Annotated in this window: 20 protein-coding genes; 12 read left to right on the forward strand and 8 right to left on the reverse strand. The window is 46.1% G+C overall.

From position 1 onward, the window contains the following. Positions 1-240 precede the first annotated feature (240 nt). Positions 241-1440, forward strand: coding sequence for an MFS transporter (locus ACFVQB_RS31830; protein ID WP_379449027.1), 1200 nt, complete (start codon positions 241-243; stop codon positions 1438-1440). Between the two features lie 158 nt (positions 1441-1598). On the opposite strand, the gene ACFVQB_RS31835 is transcribed toward ACFVQB_RS31830, so the two are convergent. Continuing rightward, positions 1599-2009 (reverse strand): DUF2000 family protein, encoded by a 411-nt coding sequence (locus ACFVQB_RS31835; RefSeq protein ID WP_379448903.1) that lies wholly within the window; start codon positions 2007-2009, stop codon positions 1599-1601. Beyond that, positions 2006-2569, reverse strand: a complete 564-nt coding sequence (locus ACFVQB_RS31840) for a type 2 periplasmic-binding domain-containing protein (protein WP_379448905.1) — start codon at positions 2567-2569, stop codon at positions 2006-2008. Before ACFVQB_RS31840 ends, ACFVQB_RS31835 begins: the two co-directional genes overlap by 4 nt. A 184-nt stretch (positions 2570-2753) precedes the next feature. Here ACFVQB_RS31840 and ACFVQB_RS31845 point away from each other — a divergent pair, with 184 nt between their 5' ends. Then, a complete protein-coding gene (locus ACFVQB_RS31845) occupies positions 2754-3995 on the forward strand; it encodes an ATP-grasp domain-containing protein (RefSeq protein WP_379448907.1) in 1242 nt (413 codons plus the stop codon). A gap of 65 nt (positions 3996-4060) precedes the next feature. After that, on the forward strand, positions 4061-5335 hold the full coding sequence (locus tag ACFVQB_RS31850) for an MFS transporter (protein ID WP_379448909.1): 1275 nt from the start codon (positions 4061-4063) through the stop codon (positions 5333-5335). A 147-nt stretch (positions 5336-5482) separates the two neighbouring features. Here ACFVQB_RS31850 and ACFVQB_RS31855 read toward each other — a convergent pair whose 3' ends face one another. Beyond that, complete coding sequence (locus ACFVQB_RS31855) at positions 5483-6526, reverse strand: alkene reductase (RefSeq protein ID WP_379448911.1); 1044 nt, start codon at positions 6524-6526, stop codon at positions 5483-5485. A gap of 208 nt (positions 6527-6734) precedes the next feature. Between ACFVQB_RS31855 and ACFVQB_RS31860 the strand changes: the two genes are divergently transcribed. Further along, positions 6735-7598 carry a LysR family transcriptional regulator gene (locus ACFVQB_RS31860; protein ID WP_379448913.1) on the forward strand — a complete coding sequence of 288 codons (864 nt, stop codon included), beginning with the start codon at positions 6735-6737 and terminating at the stop codon, positions 7596-7598. A 348-nt stretch (positions 7599-7946) separates the two neighbouring features. Here the strand turns inward: ACFVQB_RS31860 and ACFVQB_RS31865 are convergent, their stop codons facing one another. The 3 genes from ACFVQB_RS31865 to ACFVQB_RS31875 all read right to left on the reverse strand — a co-directional run bounded on the left by ACFVQB_RS31865 (position 7947) and on the right by ACFVQB_RS31875 (position 11538). Continuing rightward, the gene (locus ACFVQB_RS31865) at positions 7947-9053 is read right to left on the reverse strand and encodes a Leu/Phe/Val dehydrogenase (RefSeq protein ID WP_379448915.1); all 1107 of its coding nucleotides are present in this window, start codon (positions 9051-9053) and stop codon (positions 7947-7949) included. 194 nt (positions 9054-9247) lie between these two features. Beyond that, positions 9248-9877: a sporulation-specific diadenylate cyclase CdaS gene (gene cdaS / locus ACFVQB_RS31870; RefSeq protein WP_379448916.1), complete on the reverse strand. Its 630-nt coding sequence runs from the start codon at positions 9875-9877 to the stop codon at positions 9248-9250. Positions 9878-10026: 149 nt separating this feature from the next. Continuing rightward, complete coding sequence (locus tag ACFVQB_RS31875; protein ID WP_483874970.1) at positions 10027-11538, reverse strand: DUF6359 domain-containing protein; 1512 nt, start codon at positions 11536-11538, stop codon at positions 10027-10029. Positions 11539-11752: 214 nt separating this feature from the next. On the opposite strand from ACFVQB_RS31875, the gene ACFVQB_RS31880 reads away from it, so the two are divergent. The 3 genes from ACFVQB_RS31880 (at position 11753) to ACFVQB_RS31890 (ending at position 12971) form a co-directional block, all read left to right on the forward strand. Next, complete coding sequence (locus tag ACFVQB_RS31880) at positions 11753-12046, forward strand: hypothetical protein (protein ID WP_379448927.1); 294 nt, start codon at positions 11753-11755, stop codon at positions 12044-12046. Positions 12047-12198: 152 nt separating this feature from the next. After that, positions 12199-12354 (forward strand): hypothetical protein, encoded by a 156-nt coding sequence (locus ACFVQB_RS31885; RefSeq protein WP_162842450.1) that lies wholly within the window; start codon positions 12199-12201, stop codon positions 12352-12354. Positions 12355-12440: 86 nt separating this feature from the next. Then, positions 12441-12971 (forward strand): GNAT family N-acetyltransferase, encoded by a 531-nt coding sequence (locus tag ACFVQB_RS31890; protein ID WP_379448929.1) that lies wholly within the window; start codon positions 12441-12443, stop codon positions 12969-12971. A 129-nt stretch (positions 12972-13100) separates the two neighbouring features. Here ACFVQB_RS31890 and ACFVQB_RS31895 read toward each other — a convergent pair whose 3' ends face one another. Then, positions 13101-14171, reverse strand: coding sequence for a serine hydrolase domain-containing protein (locus ACFVQB_RS31895; protein WP_379448937.1), 1071 nt, complete (start codon positions 14169-14171; stop codon positions 13101-13103). Between the two features lie 282 nt (positions 14172-14453). Further along, entirely contained in the window at positions 14454-15230 is a 777-nt protein-coding gene (locus ACFVQB_RS31900; RefSeq protein ID WP_379448938.1) for a Crp/Fnr family transcriptional regulator, read from the reverse strand. Between the two features lie 377 nt (positions 15231-15607). Here ACFVQB_RS31900 and ACFVQB_RS31905 point away from each other — a divergent pair, with 377 nt between their 5' ends. The 5 genes from ACFVQB_RS31905 (at position 15608) to ACFVQB_RS31925 (ending at position 20828) form a co-directional block, all read left to right on the forward strand. Then, positions 15608-16039: a GAF domain-containing protein gene (locus ACFVQB_RS31905; protein WP_379448940.1), complete on the forward strand. Its 432-nt coding sequence runs from the start codon at positions 15608-15610 to the stop codon at positions 16037-16039. Between the two features lie 215 nt (positions 16040-16254). Further along, entirely contained in the window at positions 16255-17865 is a 1611-nt protein-coding gene (locus ACFVQB_RS31910; protein ID WP_379448941.1) for a helix-turn-helix domain-containing protein, read from the forward strand. A 117-nt stretch (positions 17866-17982) separates the two neighbouring features. Then, a complete protein-coding gene (locus ACFVQB_RS31915) occupies positions 17983-18951 on the forward strand; it encodes an ABC transporter substrate-binding protein (protein WP_379448942.1) in 969 nt (322 codons plus the stop codon). A gap of 121 nt (positions 18952-19072) precedes the next feature. Continuing rightward, positions 19073-19723 carry a response regulator gene (locus ACFVQB_RS31920; RefSeq protein ID WP_376040258.1) on the forward strand — a complete coding sequence of 217 codons (651 nt, stop codon included), beginning with the start codon at positions 19073-19075 and terminating at the stop codon, positions 19721-19723. Further along, positions 19716-20828, forward strand: coding sequence for a PAS domain S-box protein (locus tag ACFVQB_RS31925; RefSeq protein WP_379448944.1), 1113 nt, complete (start codon positions 19716-19718; stop codon positions 20826-20828). The genes ACFVQB_RS31920 and ACFVQB_RS31925 overlap by 8 nt, the downstream gene beginning before the upstream one ends. The last annotated feature ends 42 nt before the right edge of the window (positions 20829-20870 follow it).

The raw sequence follows: 20870 nt of genomic DNA on the forward strand, positions 1-20870 counted from the left end.
ACCATCTGTAATTCATAAAAACGATACGTTTATTATACTAAATCACCGATAAATTAAACAATTTCAAGCTCACTTTACCTCGATAATAAAAAAAATGTCCACACCTATTTACAATACTAAACGTTTAGTTTATTATATGTCTATAATTAGTAAACGCATCGTTTAGTAATTAGCATTCCAATATACGAGTACATTAATGAAAATGAATTTGAGAACATGTGGAGGATGATGATTATGCATATGCAAAACGAAGTAAAGCCTAACCCGGTTCCAAGCTGGTTGATTTTACTTTTGGCTGCGGCGTGTGGGCTGATTGCGGCAAACCTGTACTATGCTCAGACGGTTATAGGACCAATCAGCGTTACAACAGGGCTTTCCTCTGCTGCTGCTGGATTGATTGTGACATTAACACAGATCGGTTATGTTATTGGCCTGCTGTTTATCGTTCCGCTCAGTGACATTGTGGAGAATAAACGGCTGGTCACTTTTTTCCTTGTCATTCTGGTTGTTGCATTGATTGCCGCCGCCTTTTCTTCCCATGCTGTATTATTTCTGACAGCTTCCCTCGTTATCGGGATCGGTTCAGTTGTTGCGCAAATTCTGGTCCCTTATGCCACCTACCTCACTTCGGAGGAGCAACGCGGACGGGTCGTCGGGAATGTGATGAGTGGTCTGCTGCTGGGCATCATGTTGGCTCGGCCTGTCGCAAGTTTTATTACGAGTATGCTCAGCTGGCAAGCGGTCTTTGTCTTCTCTGCAATCATGACCGTACTGCTAGCACTGCTTCTGTTACGCGCACTTCCTGCACGTCAGCCACAACCTGCAATGAATTACGGACAATTGATCCTCTCATTAGGTTCCCTGCTCAAAACATTTCCAATGCTCCGCCGCCGAGCCCTCTATCAAGCCAGTCTGTTTGGCGCGTTCAGCTTGTTCTGGACTACAGTTCCCTTGCAGCTCGCCAATGAATATGGCATGTCCCAGCAGGGAATTGCCTGGTTTGCACTGGCTGGTGTCGGAGGTGCTATCGCAGCACCTATTGCCGGAAGATGGGCGGATAAAGGGTTTACCCGCATATTAACCGGACTCGCCATGGTCATTGCGGCTGCATCTTTTGGGCTCGCCTATGTGTTCCAGGGCCACTCTACCGCTACCCTTATTCTGCTTGTGGTCGTTGCTATCACACTGGATATGGCAGTCTCGGGCAATCTGGTGCTGGGACAGCGCATCATTTATTCGTTGAGCGAAGCAAGAGGACGGGTAAACGGAATTTTCATGTCGATCTTTTTTGTAGGGGGCGCGATTGGATCATCTCTTGGCAGCTGGTCCTATGCGCATGGAGGTTGGAGTCTCACCACACTGATTGGTCTGGTGATGCCTCTGCTGGCACTCGTATACTACTTAACGGAAAAGAAAGTTACCGTCGTCAGTAACCCATAACCATCCTTCCATACGCAAACAAAGGGCAGAGTGATCTTTAGGATCAGCTTCTGCCCTTTTCCCTTTATACTCATATCAACACAGTCAGATGTGCAGCTGCCCAAATTGCATCATTACTATATCTTCAAGTCCCATTAACCAAAGGCCTTTATCCATCATCATTTCATGACACTAAATTTCTTGGTCGTTGTCCTAACCTTGTCATCCTCTCCCCACACAATGACACCTACAACTTTGGTGACTTCCATTTCCATCGAAGCGATCTCATCTGCATATTGTTCGAATGCATTATTGAGTGATTGACCCTTCTGTGAAAACACAACATAGCTCACTTCGTCGTTGTCAGCTGAGCAGGATTTAGCCAATTGGATCAATTGATTCTCCCCAGCCTTCAGAATAACCGTGCTATACCGGATGCCCGCATGCTGAACGCCGCTAAGATCCAGTACAGGTGTATCAGAATATAAATCCGGCTCTTTAAGGGCTGCTTGTCCCATCAATAAGGCAGCTACATTCGCTGCGGCACCAATCTCCAAATTTTTATCCAATATAATAGCTATTCTCTTCATACGAGTGCATTCACCCTCTGTACTTTTTTTGTAAAACATACCCACGGCATATTGATTCCCTCACGCAATACCTTGTAGGTAACAAGCCCGTAATGATCAGCACAGAGCTGATTCGTGAGCGCAATGGATCTTTCTGAGTAATGCATGACCTTCCTGCAGGCTTCCGGGTTGGACGATACGGTGCTGCTCTCTCTATAGATTATACTGAGTTCAGATAACAAGTATGTAGTTGCCGGATGATGAAAAATAACGTCGATCTGATCAGGACATTCCGCATGGAATCCGGACAGAACCAGCGCAGGAATCTTCTCTACAAAGCTCTCAGACACCACTAATTCGGAATCCATGATGAAACTGTTGAGCTTGGGATAAGCCCCGGGGACCAATAGGCAGGAAATTTCCCCTGATTTCAAGTCTTCCGCGGCCGCTTCAAATTCGGGGTACGGCTTGATTATATCAGAGTTGTTGAGTTTCTTAGCGATATGCATACTGCAAGTCAGGAATCCTTCATCGTCTCCCAATGTTCCCAGTATGGCATATTTGCTTTCAGTAATCTCCATTTTTTTCTATTTCCTCCCTTTTATTCAAATTCGGTAAGATCGTATACCAAAAAAAATCTATTGTCAATTAACACTTTAACGTGGCAAAAATTTTACAAACACCGTATTGAAAATGGAATATTTTTGTATATAATGTTATGAAATGGTCTTTTTCTATTTTTTGTTCTTCATTGAAGGAGGATTTATGAAAACAATTGTATACATATCTGATTTCAGGCTTCCACTTGGCTTAAACTTCGTAAAACCTTTGAAAAAATTTACTGATTACAAAAAAATTCTGATTATTGAACGTCACAATCTGCTTCATGATTATTTGCTTGAGGACTTCTTCGATGAGATTAGATACGTGGACCACTTGGAATCCGTGGATGACATCAGGGAACACATTATTGAAATCCGACGTTCCCATTCCATCGTAGCTTTGTTAACTCCGGGTGAGAATGCGATTGAGATCGGCGGCCAGCTTCGATCCGAATTTGGTATCCCCGGTATGCAGCGCAACCAGGCTGAAGCCGTCCGCAATAAATGGATTATGAAACAGATGCTCCATCAACGAGGAATTCGGACTTCTGACATTGCAATCGCTCTTAATGAACAGGATTACATTCGTTTCACTGATACACACGGGTTCCCGATTATTGTGAAGCCACTCAGCGGATTTGGAAGTATAAATACGTTCAAACTTTCCAGTATGGAAGAACTGATCCATTACCTCCGAAATCTAAGGAAAGAGCATCAAAGAGATTTGCTGGAGGAGTTCATCAACGGTACAGAGTTTCACTGTGATTCCATTGTCTCGAAGGGGAAAGTTATATTTTCATCCGTTTCCCAATACCTGTATAACTGTTTGGATATTGCTACTAAGCAGAAGCCACCGGCCAGCATTACGTTTCCTGAAGGCACTGAGGCTAACTTTATTCACCACATCAAAGAACTCAATGAACAGGTGATTGCTGCACTAGGGATTAATCATTCCGTAACGCATGCCGAGCTTTTTCTAACTTCGGATGGAGAAGTGGTATTTGGAGAAATCGGTGCAAGAATCGGGGGTTCACAGGTTATGCCTCCTTGTATCAAGAACACACATGGTGTTGATTTATTCGAGGCAGTAAGCGATTTGGAAGTTGGAATATATGAGTTCAACAAACAAAAGACGAATAATAAATATACGGGTATGATCTGCTTCCCTTCTCGCGCAGGAATGATTCAAAGCATATCAGGTATAGAAGATTATGAAGATATCTCCGGCATCATTGAATTCAATGTATCCTATCAAGTGGGACAACGTGCCGGGGACGTGAGCGATACGATGACCAGATCGGGTTTTGCCATTGTGGAGGGGAATTCATTCGAAGAATTGCGTCAAACACTGCTGGATATGTACGATCGCTTCAAGATTGAAGTTACTGTTACCGAACCCGTATAAAACACGGGATGAACCATAAAGGCTTGTATTTGGATTGACAGTTGTATTGGGGAGGGCTGGAATTCTTGTCTTTATTTAAATCATACGCGGGTTTGAGCCGTGAAATATATTACCTCTGTTTAGCCAGAACGATTAACAGCGCAGGAGATTTTGTTTTTTCCCTTATTACCTTAGTCCTGACTTTACAGATGGGGATGAATGTTGTCAGTGCAGGTATCTTTGTATCACTGGCAGCCTTGATTAGTGGACCAGCTGTCCTTCTTGGTGGCTATTTAAGTGACCTTATGGGCAAAAAAACAATTATTGTTACCGGGCAATTGTTGTCCGCCACAATGATAATATGCTGTTCGTTCTGGTCGGGCACCATTACGGTTGGGTATTTACTGATTGCTGTCATGTTCTTCATCAGCATTACTCGCCCTGCTTATAACGCATTAATCATTCAACTGTGTACGGAGGAGAACGAGCGAAAGTCCGCCTTCTCCCTTATGTATTTGGGAGTCAATTTGGGTATAGCCATCGGACCATTGGTAGCCGGTTTTTTCATCAAGGATCATGTCCATATCGTCTTTATAAGTATCGGCACTGTATTTCTGATATCCACCTTCATTATCATCAACCAGGTAAAGATCGGTACAAGCAAGGTAATGACATCTACAGACAGCAAGAATTCTGTACATCTACAATCGAGCCAACCTCCCACTCCTTTATTCAGACTTCTTATGAAAAATCCGCTCGTCGCCTTTTTCATCTTGGTATCATTTCTCAACTATTTTATTTATATGCAATCCTCGTTTAGCCTTCCGCTACAAATGAATGATTCGTTCGGAGAGGACGGGGCAGCATATTACGGCTCAGTCATGACCATTAATGCTATCAGCGTCATTATCCTGACCACCTTGATCCTATCCGTTACACGTAAGTTAACTGCGCTAAACTCCATTGCCACAGGTGCGCTCTTCTATGGAATTGGATTTGGTGCATTGAGCCTGATGGGTTACTTTCCCCATTTCACCATCGTCGCCGTCTCTACCGTACTGTGGACCGTTGGAGAGATTCTGGTGCAAACCAATATCAATCTATATATCGCTTCGCGAGTGCCGGATACACATCAGGGGCGGTTTAACGGCTTGCTGCTATTTGTAGGCTGCCTGGGTTATACACTTAGCCCATACTTGACAGGTATTTTCATCAAAAGCATGGACATGGGGAGCTTATGGATCATTATTCTGGCCTTCAGCTTGGTCTATGCGTTGTGCATGATCATCCTGTGGTATATCGAAAAAAGCTCAACCAGAAATAGTGAAATTGAACCGTTGGATTTATCACAAAGTGTTTGAGCATCTGACCCTATCCTCTGCAAGTTGCTGCAGCATCGAAAATATTCAACCATGGTCAACATCGAAAACAGACGAATTTGTATACGATTCGTTAAACAAAGGGCAGAGTGATCTGTAGGATCAGCTTCTGCCCTTTTCTTTCTACATTCACACCAACACAGTTAAATGTGCATTGGCATCATACTCGATCAACTGCTGCCCCGTACGCAATTTTTGCACCAGATCAGGATTGGCGATAAACGGTCTGCCGAACGCTGCCAAATCAATGCTACGATCTTGCACAGCCTGCTCTGCTATTTTTGCCTCAAGATCCCCTACGCCAATGATGATACCTTCCCACTGCTGGCGAATCGCCTCATGGAAATTCTGCTCCCCATCCCAGACTCTGGTGTACCGATCTGTTGAAGGATGTAAGATTGTAATGCCTGTCTCACGGAACAGATTCAGATAGGCGTTCAGCACTCCAGCATTGTCTGACCAGACATAGGAAGGGTCATCATCTTTTTTCTCGGAAAATCGTACCGATATGCGATCCACGCTAATTTCTTTTTGGACTGCAATGATGATTTCCTTCAGAAAACGCAATCGTCCCTGGATATCGCCTCCGTATTCGTCTGTTCTGTGGTTCGTCTTCTCATTGATAAACTGATCGATCAGATAACCATGAGCTGCATGCAGCTCAATTCCGTCGAATCCAGCCAGTAACGCATTGCGGGCAGCCGTTTGAAATTGTTGAATGGTATCCCGGATATCCTGCACACTCATGGCCTGAGGTATTTGATACGGCTTATGCAACTTATGGACTCTTCCTTGAGCAGGAATGCTTGAAGGTGCCAGCGGCGGGGTACCGATCAGATCGGAGTGAGACAGTCTGCCCACATGCCACAGCTGAGCGATGATGGTCCCTCCGTGTTTATGGACGGCATTCGTTACTTTCTTCCATGATTCGGTCTGTTCAGCCGTATATAGTCCGGGGATGCCATAGGTTCCTTTGCCAGTCAGCGAAGGGTTGATACCTTCTGTAATGATCAGCCCCACACCATCCCGGGCACGTCGCTCGTAATACGCCACCATCTCTTCCGTCGCAGTCCCATCCTGATCATTGGCAAATCCTCGGGTAAGAGGTGCCATCACTAGTCTGTTTCTCAAATGCCATTCGTTGATCTTCACCGGGCTCAGTAATGTAGACATATTTTTCATCACAACTCCTTCTCCATGTCGGCATTTTGCATGATTCCATCGCTCTGTAAAATGCGCTGTTGATAACGATATTGTAAGACAGCATATATATATCGTAAAATGATTGAAATATATAGATATATCTCTCATAGAGATACCTAACATCTCATCTCATTTCAACTCTTTTACAGAGTTAGCATATAATCAGGAGGCCAGAGCCATGGAACTATCGGATATCGACATTATTCTCGCGGTGGCACGGTCCGGCAAAATCTCAAAAGCCGCCAAAGAATTGAATTACGCTCAATCCAACGTCACCACACGCATCAAAAAACTGGAGCAGGAATATCAGGTGCAGTTGTTCAACCGTTTTCCCAAAGGGGTGGTGCTGACTTCCAAAGGAGAACAGTTTGTCCAGTATGCAACACGCATCCGTGACCTGTTAAACGATCTGGAGCAGGATATGACTGATCCCGGTGAGCCTTCAGGCACGTTGAAAATCGGGATTGTAGAGACGGCGGCATCCAGCCGGTTCATGGAGATTCTCAATGAATACCAAGTGACATATCCCGAAGTCTCCATCTCACTTGTTAACGCCACTTCACCCAAATTGCTGCGCAAAAAAATACAAGAGTATGAGATTGATGGTGCTTTTATCAGTGGTGCCTGTGTGAAAGAGGGGCTAAAAGTGGAATATGAAATGCAGGACACAGTGCATATCCTATCCAAACGGATGGACGTACCACCCGAAAGCCTGTGTCAGGTTTCGTGGGTCGTTTTCCCAAAAGGCTGCCCATACCGTGAAATTACGGAGGAATTTTTGCAGGAAGAAGGTTTGTCTGCTCGCAATATGATTGAAGTCAGCACGATGGATAACTTGCTCAGCTGTGTGGAGTCGGGGATTGCTTTTACCATTATGCCTTGCAGCGTTATTCATAAGAAACCGGATGAGTTCTCGGTATATGATCTGGCCGAACGATTCACACATACCACAACGACCTTTGTCCGGGGTGAAGATCGATACGTAAGCAGCGCGCTGGATCGATTTGTGAAGCTGCTAAATCAGAAGTGTATTACGTTTTGAAATAATAGCAGCTCTGAGATGTTGACCAACATACTCATGCTTATCCCTGAATCCTTTAAACCAAATAAAATATGGAACACTGAGATGATTCCTGTAATTACAGCGATAACTGTGGCTAGTACCAGCATATATTTCGTTCCTCTCGGGCTATATGATTATTTAATATTAGCAGAGCCATATGATGAGCGCCTTACAAAAAACTCTTTAAACTCAAAAAAAGAGAAGGCAGGCATCCATTGCACTGCACCTCCAATTGATAGATGTTCTCTAACAAATGGGGTGCAGTTCACCATACGGATGCCTGCCTTTAGCTGTTTTACATTTTATTGTATTTTGAAACCTTAAAATTTACCCGCGCAGTCTGCGGGAACTCAGCGCGTGATGACCATTTTGCAGGAACGTGCTGCGTGTATTCTTCATCAGTTCAATCCGGCGTTCAGCCAGACGATCCGCAGCAATATACGTTGCGATGCCTTCGGTCCGCGACGTGTCAAAGATTTTCTCCAGATTATTGTAGATCTCCCCAACCTTGCTCCAGGCACGGTCCGCATTATAGCCGTTCAGCTCATCCGCAATATTAATTACGCCACCTGCATTGATCACGTAGTCTGGTGCGTATACGATTCCCATCTCATGCAGCTTATCACCATGACGCGGCTCCAGCAGCTGGTTGTTGGCACATCCTGCCACAACCTTGGCCGTGAGCTGTTTCAACGTATCGTCATTAATTGTACCGCCTAATGCACACGGCGCATAAATATCACATTCCACTCCAGTAATATCGGCAGGGTCTACCGCTTTTGCACCGAATTGATCCACAGCCTGTTTCACGGAATCCTTATGGATATCGGTAACGATCAGCTGTGCGCCTTCTTCGTACAAATATTTGCACAGACGCATCGCCACGTTGCCCACACCCTGTACCGCCACGGTTTTGCCTTCCAGGAGATCCGTGCCGAATGCTTCCTTCGCCGCGGCTTTCATGCCTTGATATACGCCATAGGCTGTTGCCGGGGAAGGATTGCCTGAGGAGCCGTAGCTTGGCGATATGCCTGTGACATAGTCGGTCTCCTGATAGATCAGATTCATATCTTCTTCTGTGGTTCCCACATCCTCTGCGGTGACATAACGTCCGTTCAGTCCCTGAATGTATCGGCCAAAAGCCCGGAACATCGCTTCATTTTTGTCGCGGCGCGGATCTCCGATTATTACGGCTTTGCCTCCGCCCAGATTCAGTCCGGATACAGCATGTTTATATGTCATTCCCCGCGCAAGGCGCAAGGCATCTTCAATGGCAGCTTCCTCCGAAGCATAGGTCCACATCCGTGTGCCTCCCAACGCAGGACCGAGTGTTGTATCGTGAATAGCAATAATTGCTTTTAACCCAGAGGCTCTATCCTGGCACAGTACCAGTTCCTCATAATCGTGATGTTCCATTGCTTCAAACCAGCTCATGTGTTAACCGTCTCCTCCAACCATTTTTGCGATCAATTCGCCTTCTTCAGTTCGTCTTCCACCCTCTATTGTACCCATGATTATCAAGTTTGTGCAAAATCACATCACGATGTAACAAAAAGACCTTTCTCTCTTCATAGGGAAAAAGGTTTGTTTACTCCAGTATGGAATTGGTAAAAAACGTCGACGGAGAATCATGGCAGGGTTTCAACCACGTTGATGGGATGCAGATCCCCACCCACGGCAAATGAAGCTTGACCGGTCTCTTCCGAGACAACCAGCACAACCGCATCCGTCAGCTCACTCAATCCAAGAGCAGCCCTATGCCGTGTGCCAATCTTCCGTTCACGTGCAACCGCCTGGGACAAGGGCAGTACATTGCCCGCGGATACAATCTGATTGCCCCGAATCAGTACAGCCCCATCATGCAGAGGTGCACCCGGTATAAACAGCGATTCCAGCAGCGCATGAGTGACCCGGGCATCTACTGCAACCCCTGAGTGGATAATCGGTTCAAGTGGCACTTCCCGTTCAATCACAATGAGAGCGCCATATCTGCGATCCGACAAATGCTGTACACTGGCAGTCAGTTCGGCAAATTTCTCCGTGAAGGGAGAAAGATAACAATCCAGATAAAAGGAAGACGCCAGCACCTCAATCTGCTTGATCTCGGCCCGAATCTCCGCAAATTGGCCCAGCAGACACACACTGTCATTATCAAAAGTGGATAACGTCAGGTTCATTCGATCTGCCACACGATGAAGGTCCCCTTTGAGTTTCTGCCTCATGGTCGAGCTGTCGCAGTCTGCTTGCCGATTCATCATGGTCTTCCTCCTCACCTTGGCATCTCGCTCATCATTCATAATTACCCATACGTTTCCCTCTGCTCCGGGCATTTATACAAAATAAAGCCTGTCCGCAATCGTTGCGGACAAGCCGATTATCCGTATATTTATTTACCTTGCTGCTTACCTTACTGCGCTTTGCCGTACGAGCCAGCTTTAAACGTTGTAGGATCATACCATTTGTATCCTGCTGCCGGCACAGCCCAGGGCTCAGTTTTCGGCTCGGTGGATGAAGCCGGAGCTTCAATCGCAAGCAGACTGGTCGGTGTATCCAATGTCAGTCCAGACACCTGCGCCAGACTTGTGTAGCTCTCTTTCACTGCCAGCCACTTCACGGTATTCACGAGAAATACACCGTCGTTCACTTCTTTGAATCCGTCATACGTTGTTTTGGAAGCGCCTGTCTCTTCACGCAAATATTTCGGAGTGGCATCCTCCACAGGTGAGGAGTCACCGATAAATGCTGCTTTACCTGCACCGATCTTGGCGATCGCTGCATAGGCCCCTTCAGCCCGTCCGCCGCCATTGTATACGCCTTGATCTACCGCGTTGCCCCATTTGGATACACCGCTAGGCACATACACCAGACCTTTGGCTTTGTTCGGATCAATAATGGCGAGGGTGGAACCTGCATGCATGGCTACAGCGCTCACACCGGTTGTAATGCCAAATGACTGAGACGGTGCAACGATATCCGTTGCATTAACGTCACCAAGTGCATTGTAGCGGAAACGAATACCGAAGTTGGATGCCAACCAGTCTGAACTGGTCACGCCTTGCATGGCTGGAGATTCGGCTTCTGCTGACGACATGCCTTTGGCTGGATTCAAGAATGCACCCCGGCGATAGCCGTTGAATACTTCGGAGGAATCCCAGCGGTTTTTGTTTCGGTCTGCGTTATAGTGGTCGGCAATGAAGAAGACACTGCCACCATTCTGTACATATTGCAACAGCGCAGCCTGCTCAGTCGCTTTGAAAGGCACGTTCGCTTCGCCGATAACGAAGACATCATAATCTTTCAATTTATTAAAGGTGATGGCTTGCTCACCGAAGGTATACGGGATGCTGCGATCCAGCTGATCCACAGTAAAGCCTGCGTTTCGCAAACCATTCGCAAAGTCCGAAAATGCCCCATCAATAACCCAGTCTGCAGCCCCGGCTGTCTGAGCATGCGTGTTGTCGAACAATACTTTCTTCCCTGTACCATCTGGCAGCGTTGTGCCTGGATCAGGATCAGGATTGGTTGTTCCAGAGGAGAGTGCGATTGAGGTAGGATTCTTAACTCCGGCATAACTGTTGTATGCGCCAAGCGTTCCGGTTACGATAACCTTTTGCCCTACAAGATTCGGGTTGGAAGCCAGTCCATATTGTGAGCGGTACGACGCTGGAATCTGCACGTCGAGCAGTTTCGCGTTGGTCTTCTCTGTCGCTGAATCTGCAATCAGGAAGTTGAAATCATTGGCATAAGGAGATGTAAACTTGGCTGTAAGCGATCCGGTAGCATGTCCAACAATATATCCTTCTACCGTTGCCGTTCCTCCACCACTCTGGGCAGCGATGGCCTGCGATACCGTAATGGGTGCTGCAGCGGCCTGTACCGGACTTTGTGAACCAGGTTGAAGCAATGCCGTTGCCATCATGATAAAGACCAGGAATCCCCCGAGCCAATGCTGCCATATCGCTTTCTTCATACTTGCCTTCTCCTCCTCATAATTACCTGATAATGGGTTATCCACCTTTAATTTAATCTTTCATATGCTGAATTCCTCTTTCTTATTGTAAAATGTTTGCAAAAACTTTTGGAAATTCCACTAATTGCCCATACTGGTTAACAAAATCCCAAAGGAGACCTGTATGATGAAGTTTCTATTTCTTCTGCTCCTGCTGATTGTTCCACTGATTATGGTTTTTGTTGCGCTTCGCTCCCGAATGGTGACCCGCATTTTCCATGTACTTGCCCTGCTATGTTTCTATAGTGCGGCCACTGTCATTGCCGGTGATGTGTACGCAACGAATGCCCATATGACAACATTCACCACAGAAATTCACCATTTCCTGTTAAATGGATGGTTCCTTTATCCGTCTGCATACCTGGGTGTGTACGTTCCCTATCTACTGTGGATGAGCCTTTTTTCGAAAAAAAGTTGAGTACTTTCGAGCTTGGCATTGCATTTTGCCATCGTTCATTGCATAATGATAATATAACTGTGATAATGATTATCATTCTTGAGATTGTCTCAAGTCTGCTGTCTACTTTACATGACTTTACGATTTTATAGATAAAGGGGAACGAACATCGAATGAATACAACTCTGCAAAAGGCTGATCTGCAGCTTGACGATTATTTGGATCTTCTGAACCTGGCAACCAATCTGGGTGACACCAAATGGCAAAAGGAAATTATCCGCAAGCTGGCTTATACTTATCCCGCAGTTGAATGTAAACAACCACAATAGCATTCCTACATTTACATAGCTCATAACCCATCCTTTACACGGATCGGTTATTGGGCTATTTTTGTTTTATATAGGAGGGAACAGCGATGCAATTGGAAACCGAACGACTCATCATCCGCGATATTCTGGAGACAGACTGGAAAAGTATACATAGCTACACATCCATGACAGAAGTTACTCAGCATACGGCATGGGGACCGAATACGGAAGAAGATACGCGAGATTATGTGGAATTTGTGCTGAATTCACAGCAAACACAACCTCGAGAGGGCTTCGAACTGGCGATATGCTTGAAAAAGGAGGGTATCCTGATCGGCGGTGTTGGCCTTCACATCGAAAAGACAAACGCAGAAATCGGTTATGTGCTCAATCCCGTTTATCAGGGGAAAGGGTATGCTGCCGAAGCAGCCCGAGCCATGCTTGGCTTTGGCTTCAATACACTTGGTGCACACCGCATTTACGCGAAATGCCGCCCGAACAACAAGGCTTCAGAGAACGTTATGCAGAAGATTGGCATGCAGCGTGAAGGTCTGATGCGAGAGCATTGGTATTACAAAGGGGAATATCATGATTCGTGTCTATATTCGATTCTAGCAAAGGAATATATAGGTGAGTGAATACCCTGATATGATGCAGGAGGGCGTTAACGCCTCCTCCTTTGTATCATATATTAGTTATCTTGGATGAGATTCATTAACCATAAGAAAACCACCTAATGATTAGGTGGCTACTTCTATCGATTCCCGTTACTTTAATGACGCTTCTCTCTGCATGATTTCTTCCAATATTTTTATACCTGTAGAGTCTATCATCGTTCCTTGAGAAGGCTCTTTTTTAGTAATCCATTTGATGATTTGAGCAAAATAATGATCCATAAGAGAATTTGAGAAAAAAGAATAATTGGATAGCAATACAACTCCTACACGGAATTCCTTGTTGAAAGCTAGATAACTATTAAAACCAGCTGAACCCCCGTTATGCCAGAGGATACCTTTATCTAGAACTTTATCCTCACCCCAGCCAAAATAACGGTTTGAATCTCCGATCCATATAGGGAGATGACTCTTTTGTAGAGTAGCGGCTATCGGATGATCATCATTTAGATTAGCTTGGACAAATAAACTCAAATCGCTAACAGATGACTTAATACCTCCAGCTCCTTCATGTATAGAGAGATCCCAATGAGGGACTCTTTTCCCCGTTGAAGCATGTCCATTCAAAAACCTGCCATCCTGTTCTGAATCAAGCATAACGGCTGTCTCATTCATCCTTAATGGACTCGTTATGTATTTTTTTAACAGTTCGTCATACGTACTTCCTGACACCTTACATAGTATGTATCCCAGTAAACCCACACCAATATTGGAATATCCAAACGAACCAATGCTATCCGTGTAATCAGCAGTAGATAAAAAAGCAGTTAAATCTTGCTCGGTATACATTGAATAAGGATTCGATCTTTTTTTAGCCAAATTGTGGTTGGTTGCCAACATGGGTAATCCAGAAGTATGAGTAGCAAGGCTTCTCAAGGTAATCTTATTCAAATAATCGTTTTCAACGTTTTGCACGAACTTACCAACAATGTCATCCGATGAAAGCAGTTTTTCTTTTTCCATTTCTAATAAAAGTATGGATGTAAAAACTTTAGTTATGGAGCCGATTTCAAACAACTTATGCTCAGGAGGGATCAACCTTTTCTTTTTATTATTATCAAATGAATAGTATTCAACATCTCCCTCCCTAACAATCCCGATAACAAGCTGTAAATGTTTCTTATCTTTTGTGTAATCTGAAACAAAACTTTGTAAATCCATCATGGTAAAATTTACTCCTTTTTTATGATTCTTTTATTACTCGAATGTTGAAATTACGTTGATCAACCTATTTTGGGTAAACCAATCTATGTATTCGTTTCCAATTCTTGATTTCCTGCCCCGTTAACTGAACCCTCTAAACTTGTCTATTCATTACCACTGCTTCAAGCCGCTCATATCACGCCAAAAAGCTGATCCCGAGTAAATCGGACATCAGCTTTTTTGATTTCTCCTTAACGACCCCAATCGCCATGGAAGGAAACAACCCTATTCAACTTGCTTTCATTACAATCGGCACAGCTCTACCGGGCAGCTTGGAAATGTAGGACATCCGCACATGCAGCGCAAGGCTGCCAGGTCACGAATCATCAGCTTTCCATCCACGGTGTCCAGCGTCCCCTGTTCTTTCCAGGCTCCCAACATACGCGTTACACTCTCCCGCGTTGCACCAATCATTTCCGATAACTCGGTATGATTCAGCTTCATTTCCAACACGATGCCATCTGGCGTAATTCTGCCATACGAGTTGCTGGCACGAATGAGCGTCGATGCGAGTGCACCTGCCTTGCCATAGAGCAAGAGATCACGGAAACGCGACTGGGTGATACGCTGGGCGAGCGCCATCCATTGCAGAAATTTCAAGGCAAGGTCACCGTGTTTGCTGAGCACACTTTCCAAGTCGCTGAGCGAGATGATCCCCAGCTCCCCTTTTTCTGCCATCTCTGCACTGTAGCTATGGGATAATCCGCCGATGCCGCCAAACTCTCCAATCAGATCCCCGGTTTGCTGAATCGATAAAATGATTTCTTTCCCATCCTCAGTCGACTTGGTCAGCTTCACTCTTCCCGAGCGAATGTAGTACAGGTATCCGGCTTCATCGCCTTCCAGAAAGAGACTGTACCCCGACTTTACCCGTTTAGGCTGCATCTTTGCCTCGATCAAGCCCCATTGTTCAGGTGTCACGAACGAAAGGATTCCACCTGTCTCCCGTGTCATCTTGCTCGCCTCCGTCTGTTCTTGTTGTGTCGCCTGGGTTGTTCTTTCTGTGAATACCGTACCCATTACCATCGTCCCCCTCGGTGTTTCCTTATGTATCCATCATACCGCGAATATAGCGCTGGGGTTATCGGGGGATTACCTGAACCTCACGGGGAAACTCCCTGAATTTGCTGTGAGATAAATCACACTTATGAGGTACCTTTACGACTCCGCAATCGAAAAAAGCCTTGCTGTTCCTGGCCTGAATGCCTGTCCATACACAGGATCAGCAAATTGCAGAACGGAAATAGGGGTTTTCCCTGAATTACAATACAATAGAAAGGGGCTACAATAGAAGCAGCAGCGAAAAACCCTTATTTTAAGATTTCCCTGACCACAGGTTAACGATATTGATTACACCGTAACATACGGTATGATTCCAAAAAAGGAAGTGTCCTCTCATGCATGATGAACTGCCATCTGGCATTCAGGAGATGATCGACGGCCTGCGCCTGAGTACCTCCAGCGATTTTTGCGGACTGGCCTGTCTGTCCGGCACGATGTTGCGCTGGAAGTATACCTCCGGCGCCAGCAATGAACGGGTGAAACGCATGGAGATGCGTCCCGGACAAGATCTGGTTGGCACAGCGCTTCGAACTGGACGCACCGCTCTATCTGATGCACAATCCACCGGGGAGCATACACCCGGCCGTTGCCCGTTAATGCTTGCGGAGCGGTTGGTATGTGCCATAGCAGTGCCTGTGTTCCAGCAAGGAAGTGTTCCTGGCGCCGTGTTGCTCCTTGGCAGCAGATTACCCTGCACGTTCTCACCGGAGATGGTCCGTCAGACCGAACAGGTCGCTATACAGCTGCAACCAAGAGTATATGGATAAACACAGCTGTCTGTAATACGCTAAGAAGTCTTGTTATTTCCTTATGGGAGTAACAAGACTTTTTTGATTATGGTTTATTCTTAGTTGGACAAGCGTTAATTAGTCACCCTGCAATCACTCCTCTGTGTACGTCGACGTCACTCTCACAGATTGATATAATCGAGTCCATACATCGATATGTTCAGGATAGAACATACGGCTAGGAGGCTACAGATATGCTCGTACTGACACATGCCAGTGTGATTCCTTGGGAAGCAGCACAGCAAAACGGATTTATTTCCATAGAGTCGCCTTCCCTGGTGACTTGTACAGCCACGGTGAACTTCCACTATGAGCAGATACATGGCGTTTTACATAAAGGCCAGACCCTTTTCCTGTATCCCCCATGCTCCCTGGAGCTTATACATACTCCGGCTTCTGCTTTCACGGTATATCATATCGGCTTTCTGGAATACGGATTAACGAAAGAGTCCCATGAGAAGCGTGTCTATGAACTTACATCAGAGAACTTGCCTGCACATGGATCAAAGACTGGAGCCAGTTCACAAGGGCTACGGATTCTTGCCATTATCCAGGAACTTACCGACAAGCGTTCAGGCAGCATTCAGACCGAAGAAGCCCGATCCCATTTTCTGCTGAGTGAGCTGCTTGAGTTGTTCAGGCTGGCGGTTAAACCTGCCACAGAAATGGTGGACAGTGTAATTCGGGATGCTCTTTACTATATCAATCATCACTACGGTGATCATCTCACCCGGGAAGACATTGCCCGCATGACCGGATTTAACGCAAGCTATTTCTCTAGATTTTTTCAAAAACAGGTGGGGCGCAGCTTCCAGGCTCATCTGACCCGAGTTCGGATGGATAAGGCAAAGCAATACCTCCTATCCACACAGGCCACATTGAATGAAATTGCCTTGCTGGTAGGCTATGCTGACGGTTTATATTTAAGCCGCAAGTTTAAGCAGTTCACCGGGATCAGCCCAAGTGAGTATCGATTGCAGCCACGTGCGAAACGGATTGCAACGGTTCAGTATACAGGGGATCTGCTTGCCCTCGGCGTTCAACCCGTTGCGGCCTCCTTTCTTCCCTGGGCCCTTTCTCCATTGATCCAGGATGAGCTGCATGACGTAATGGATCTGGATGAACATGGCGTGGAAGAATTACTGCGCGCTGAACCGATTGATTTGATCATCGCACCAGATTATCTGTACTACTTGCCGCACAAACTCGAACAACTTGAACGTATATCCCAGGTCATTGTTCTCCCTTGGAACCAACTGGATCGACTGGAGACTGTTCGTCTGATTGGGCGAATTGTAGGACGAGAACAGGCAGCAGATGATTGGATCGAACATTACACAACACGGGCCAGAACCGAATCTGATCGACTAAAGGATATTATTAAGCCTGGAGAAACGGTTGGTTTGTATGAGCTGTGGGAAGACGGCACCATTTGTATCTGGAATGCAACCGCCAGAGCAGCCTATAACGTGTATTATGGACTTCATCTTACTCCGCACCCCAACATCCTCCGTGATGTTCTGGAACCTGACAATCATCAATACATCGAAGAAGATCAATTGGCAGAATATGCAGCAGATCATATGTTTATTGTTCTTCCGGCACATGAAGGTGGCCTGTATCACGATTCACTAGATAAACTCAGAGAGCGCCCGGGCTGGCGCAAGGTTATGAATAACGGAAATCGTCGCATTTACCCTCTCCAGCTGGAACAATTCTGGTGTAATGATGCCTTGTCTCTGGAGAAGCAGCTTGAACTTATGGTAGACATCCTGATTCGGGAGAATAGCGTTAAGGCCAGGTAACATTTGTCCATACTTAATTAGTCACATTTTGAGATAGACGATACTTGTGCACAAAAGCTACGATACATAGGAGGTTTTATTGAGAAAGATAATCATTATTGATTGGGGAGAAGCAGAATGACAGGGGTTAAATCAAAATGGTGGGCCGGGCTTATAATCCTCTTACTCGTAATAGGAATTATTGGCTGCTCAGGCCAAGGGAAAGAAACAACAGAAGAACAACCAGCGACCAGCGCAGCAGAAACACAGGTCATATCGACGGTTAACGGAGATGTTGAAATCCCCGTGAATCCTCAGCGCATCGTTACGCAAGGTTACCTTGCTGATTTTCTGGCACTTGGCGTCAAGCCTGTAGGCGCGCCAGATTATGAGTTGGAAAGCCCTTATGTGCTTGATCTCGTTGAGGGCGTGGCAGACATTGGTCGGATTGACGGCGGATCAGTAGAGAAAATTTTGGCACTTCAGCCTGACCTGATCGTTACGGTAGGTGGAGATGAGAAACTGAATGAGCAATATCGTAAAATCGCACCGACACTCATCATCCCTTACGGAACATATGACAATGTCCATGAGGAAATCACCGCTTTTGGTGAAATCATTAACAAACAAAAGGCAGCCCAGGATTGGTTATCCCAATTCGAAGTAAAAGTGAAGACAGCCAAAGAGTCCATTCAAGGACTGGTCAAGGAAGGTATAACCTTTTCCAACTTCAGTCTGTTCGGCAAGGAATGGTACATCAACGGGGATGGGGTCAATCGGGGTGGACAGGCCATCTATCAACAGCTCGGACTGAAAGCACCAGATATTGTACAGAAAGAGCTTATTGATCAGGATAAAGATACCGCAGCGATATCCGAGGAAAAACTGGCAGATTACGCAGGTGACTATATCTTCCTGGATTTGTCCAACGGAGGTTCACTGGATGAGGGTTCAGCGGTTTGGTCATCTCTGGACGCCGTGAAGAACAATCGCGTGTTCAAGCTTGACGGAGAACGCTTCTGGCCCTATGATCCACTTGCCGTGGAGGCACAGGTACAGGAAATTGCTGACATGATTAAGGAGCGTTTCGGTAAAACAGAGAACTAAAGTTTAATTCCTCTTGTCCGATATACAGAGAAAAGAAGCTATTCAGAGATTCCCCTCTGAATGGCTTTCTTTTTTGGTATGATAAAGAAAGAACTGTGGAACCGGACAGGAGGAAAATGATGTGATTCAATTATTAGTTGTCGACGATCATGTAGTTGTACGCTCCGGGCTGATTGCCCTGCTCGAAGGAAAGAATGATATACATATTGTTGGAGACGCGGCCGATGGTGATGAAGCTATTGCCAAGGCACAAGAACTGAAGCCGGATGTGGTATTGATGGATTTCAGCATGCCGCCAGGCAAAGATGGTCTGACAGCTACCGCTGAATTGAAGAAATTGATGCCGGATGTCTCGATTCTGATACTGACCATGCATGACGATGAAGAATATCTGTTCCGTGCCATCCACGCGGGAGCATCCGGATATATTCTCAAGAGTGCGCCGCATGAAGAATTGCTCGCCGCCATTCGTTCCGTAGCAGAGGGTAGCGCCTATCTGTACCCAAGTGCGACCAAGCGGCTGATGAGTGAATACCTGGACAAAGCGAAGCAGGAGAACGCCGGACCGTATGACACGTTATCGGAGCGGGAGAAAGAGATTTTGTCCTGGATTGCCAAGGGTTACGCCAACAAGGAAATCGCTGAACATCTGGTGATCAGTGTCAAAACGGTCGAATCCCACAAAAGCAATCTGATGGAGAAGCTCGGCCTTCGAACCAGACCGGAACTGGTGAAGTTTGCGATGAAAAAGGGGTTGCTTAACTTTGAGTAGCACACGTAAAAACAGACTTAGCGGATTTGCCGACCAACCTGTGCGTCAGTTATTGGAGGAAATCGACAGTCACATCACAGTTACTGAATTCCGCAGCAGACTGAAAGGTTCTCTGCATCAGCTCAGTGATCTGAAGTTTGCCCTGGATGAGTCGTCCATTGTAGCCCTCACGGACCGCAAAGGCAAGATTCAGTATGTAAACGATAAATTTTGCGAAATCTCACAATATGATCGGGAAGAATTGATTGGTCAGGATCATCGAATCATTAATTCGGGTTATCACGGCAAGAACTTTATGAAGAACCTGTGGGAAACTATCTCTTCCGGACGAGTGTGGAACGGAGAGATTCGTAACCGTGCCAGGGATGGCAGCCATTATTGGGTGAATACAACCATTGTACCTTTTCTCGATAATGATGGTGAACCCTATCAATATTTGGCCGTTCGTAGTGAGGTAACCAAGCTGAAGCGGGTCGAAGCCGAGTTACAGACGATGATGACCCAGGTCATGAACATTCAGGAAGAGGAGCGAGGCCGCATCTCCCGAGAGTTGCATGACGGCATTGGACAGAGTCTCTTCTCTCTCGTCATTCAGATGGATCGGCTGTTGGCTGATCAGCCCCAATCTGGCGTGGAAGCACTGCGGAAACAAGTTACGGGCATTATGGAGGATGTACGCGGCATGGCATGGGAACTGAGACCATCCGTACTGGATGACCTTGGTGTCGTTCCGGCCATTCGCACTTATATTGAGAACTATACCCGGCACTACGGGATTGAAGTGGAACTGGAATGCAATCTGCGAAAACGACTGGAGATGAACCGGGAGATCGCCATGTACCGCATCATCCAGGAGGCGTTAACCAATGTGGCCAAGTATGCCGATGTGTCAGAAGCTCATGTAACGGTTGACGATTCAGAAGAGGCAACCGTTGTGAAAATCGTGGACCGAGGCGCAGGTTTCAACGGTACGACCGCTGGTAACGGCGTTGGTCTATTTAGCATGGAGGAGCGAGCCCGTGGAGCCGGAGGTACTCTAGCGATATCTTCGGAGCCTGGGGAAGGAACTGTCGTTACCCTTTGCCTACCCAAAACTGTTCATTAACTCAACCCAACCTGTACTTTATATAGAAGACTGTTTACGGAT

The organism is Paenibacillus sp. NPDC057886, from assembly GCF_042796655.1.
Classification (GTDB): domain Bacteria; phylum Bacillota; class Bacilli; order Paenibacillales; family Paenibacillaceae; genus Paenibacillus.

Coding starts and splice junctions, on each gene's coding strand:
- ACFVQB_RS31880 (WP_379448927.1), top strand. CDS start 11,753: ATGATGAAGTTTCTATTTCTTCTGCTCCTGCTGATTGTTCCACTGATT.
- ACFVQB_RS31830 (WP_379449027.1), top strand. CDS start 241: ATGCAAAACGAAGTAAAGCCTAACCCGGTTCCAAGCTGGTTGATTTTA.
- ACFVQB_RS31845 (WP_379448907.1), top strand. CDS start 2,754: ATGAAAACAATTGTATACATATCTGATTTCAGGCTTCCACTTGGCTTA.
- ACFVQB_RS31855 (WP_379448911.1), bottom strand. CDS start 6,526: ATGTCTACATTACTGAGCCCGGTGAAGATCAACGAATGGCATTTGAGA.
- ACFVQB_RS31900 (WP_379448938.1), bottom strand. CDS start 15,230: ATGGGTACGGTATTCACAGAAAGAACAACCCAGGCGACACAACAAGAA.
- ACFVQB_RS31905 (WP_379448940.1), top strand. CDS start 15,608: ATGCATGATGAACTGCCATCTGGCATTCAGGAGATGATCGACGGCCTG.
- ACFVQB_RS31835 (WP_379448903.1), bottom strand. CDS start 2,009: ATGAAGAGAATAGCTATTATATTGGATAAAAATTTGGAGATTGGTGCC.
- ACFVQB_RS31840 (WP_379448905.1), bottom strand. CDS start 2,569: ATGGAGATTACTGAAAGCAAATATGCCATACTGGGAACATTGGGAGAC.
- ACFVQB_RS31865 (WP_379448915.1), bottom strand. CDS start 9,053: ATGAGCTGGTTTGAAGCAATGGAACATCACGATTATGAGGAACTGGTA.
- ACFVQB_RS31915 (WP_379448942.1), top strand. CDS start 17,983: ATGACAGGGGTTAAATCAAAATGGTGGGCCGGGCTTATAATCCTCTTA.
- ACFVQB_RS31890 (WP_379448929.1), top strand. CDS start 12,441: ATGCAATTGGAAACCGAACGACTCATCATCCGCGATATTCTGGAGACA.
- ACFVQB_RS31875 (WP_483874970.1), bottom strand. CDS start 11,538: ATGATGGCAACGGCATTGCTTCAACCTGGTTCACAAAGTCCGGTACAG.
- ACFVQB_RS31910 (WP_379448941.1), top strand. CDS start 16,255: ATGCTCGTACTGACACATGCCAGTGTGATTCCTTGGGAAGCAGCACAG.
- ACFVQB_RS31860 (WP_379448913.1), top strand. CDS start 6,735: ATGGAACTATCGGATATCGACATTATTCTCGCGGTGGCACGGTCCGGC.
- ACFVQB_RS31895 (WP_379448937.1), bottom strand. CDS start 14,171: ATGATGGATTTACAAAGTTTTGTTTCAGATTACACAAAAGATAAGAAA.
- cdaS (WP_379448916.1), bottom strand. CDS start 9,877: ATGATGAATCGGCAAGCAGACTGCGACAGCTCGACCATGAGGCAGAAA.
- ACFVQB_RS31885 (WP_162842450.1), top strand. CDS start 12,199: ATGAATACAACTCTGCAAAAGGCTGATCTGCAGCTTGACGATTATTTG.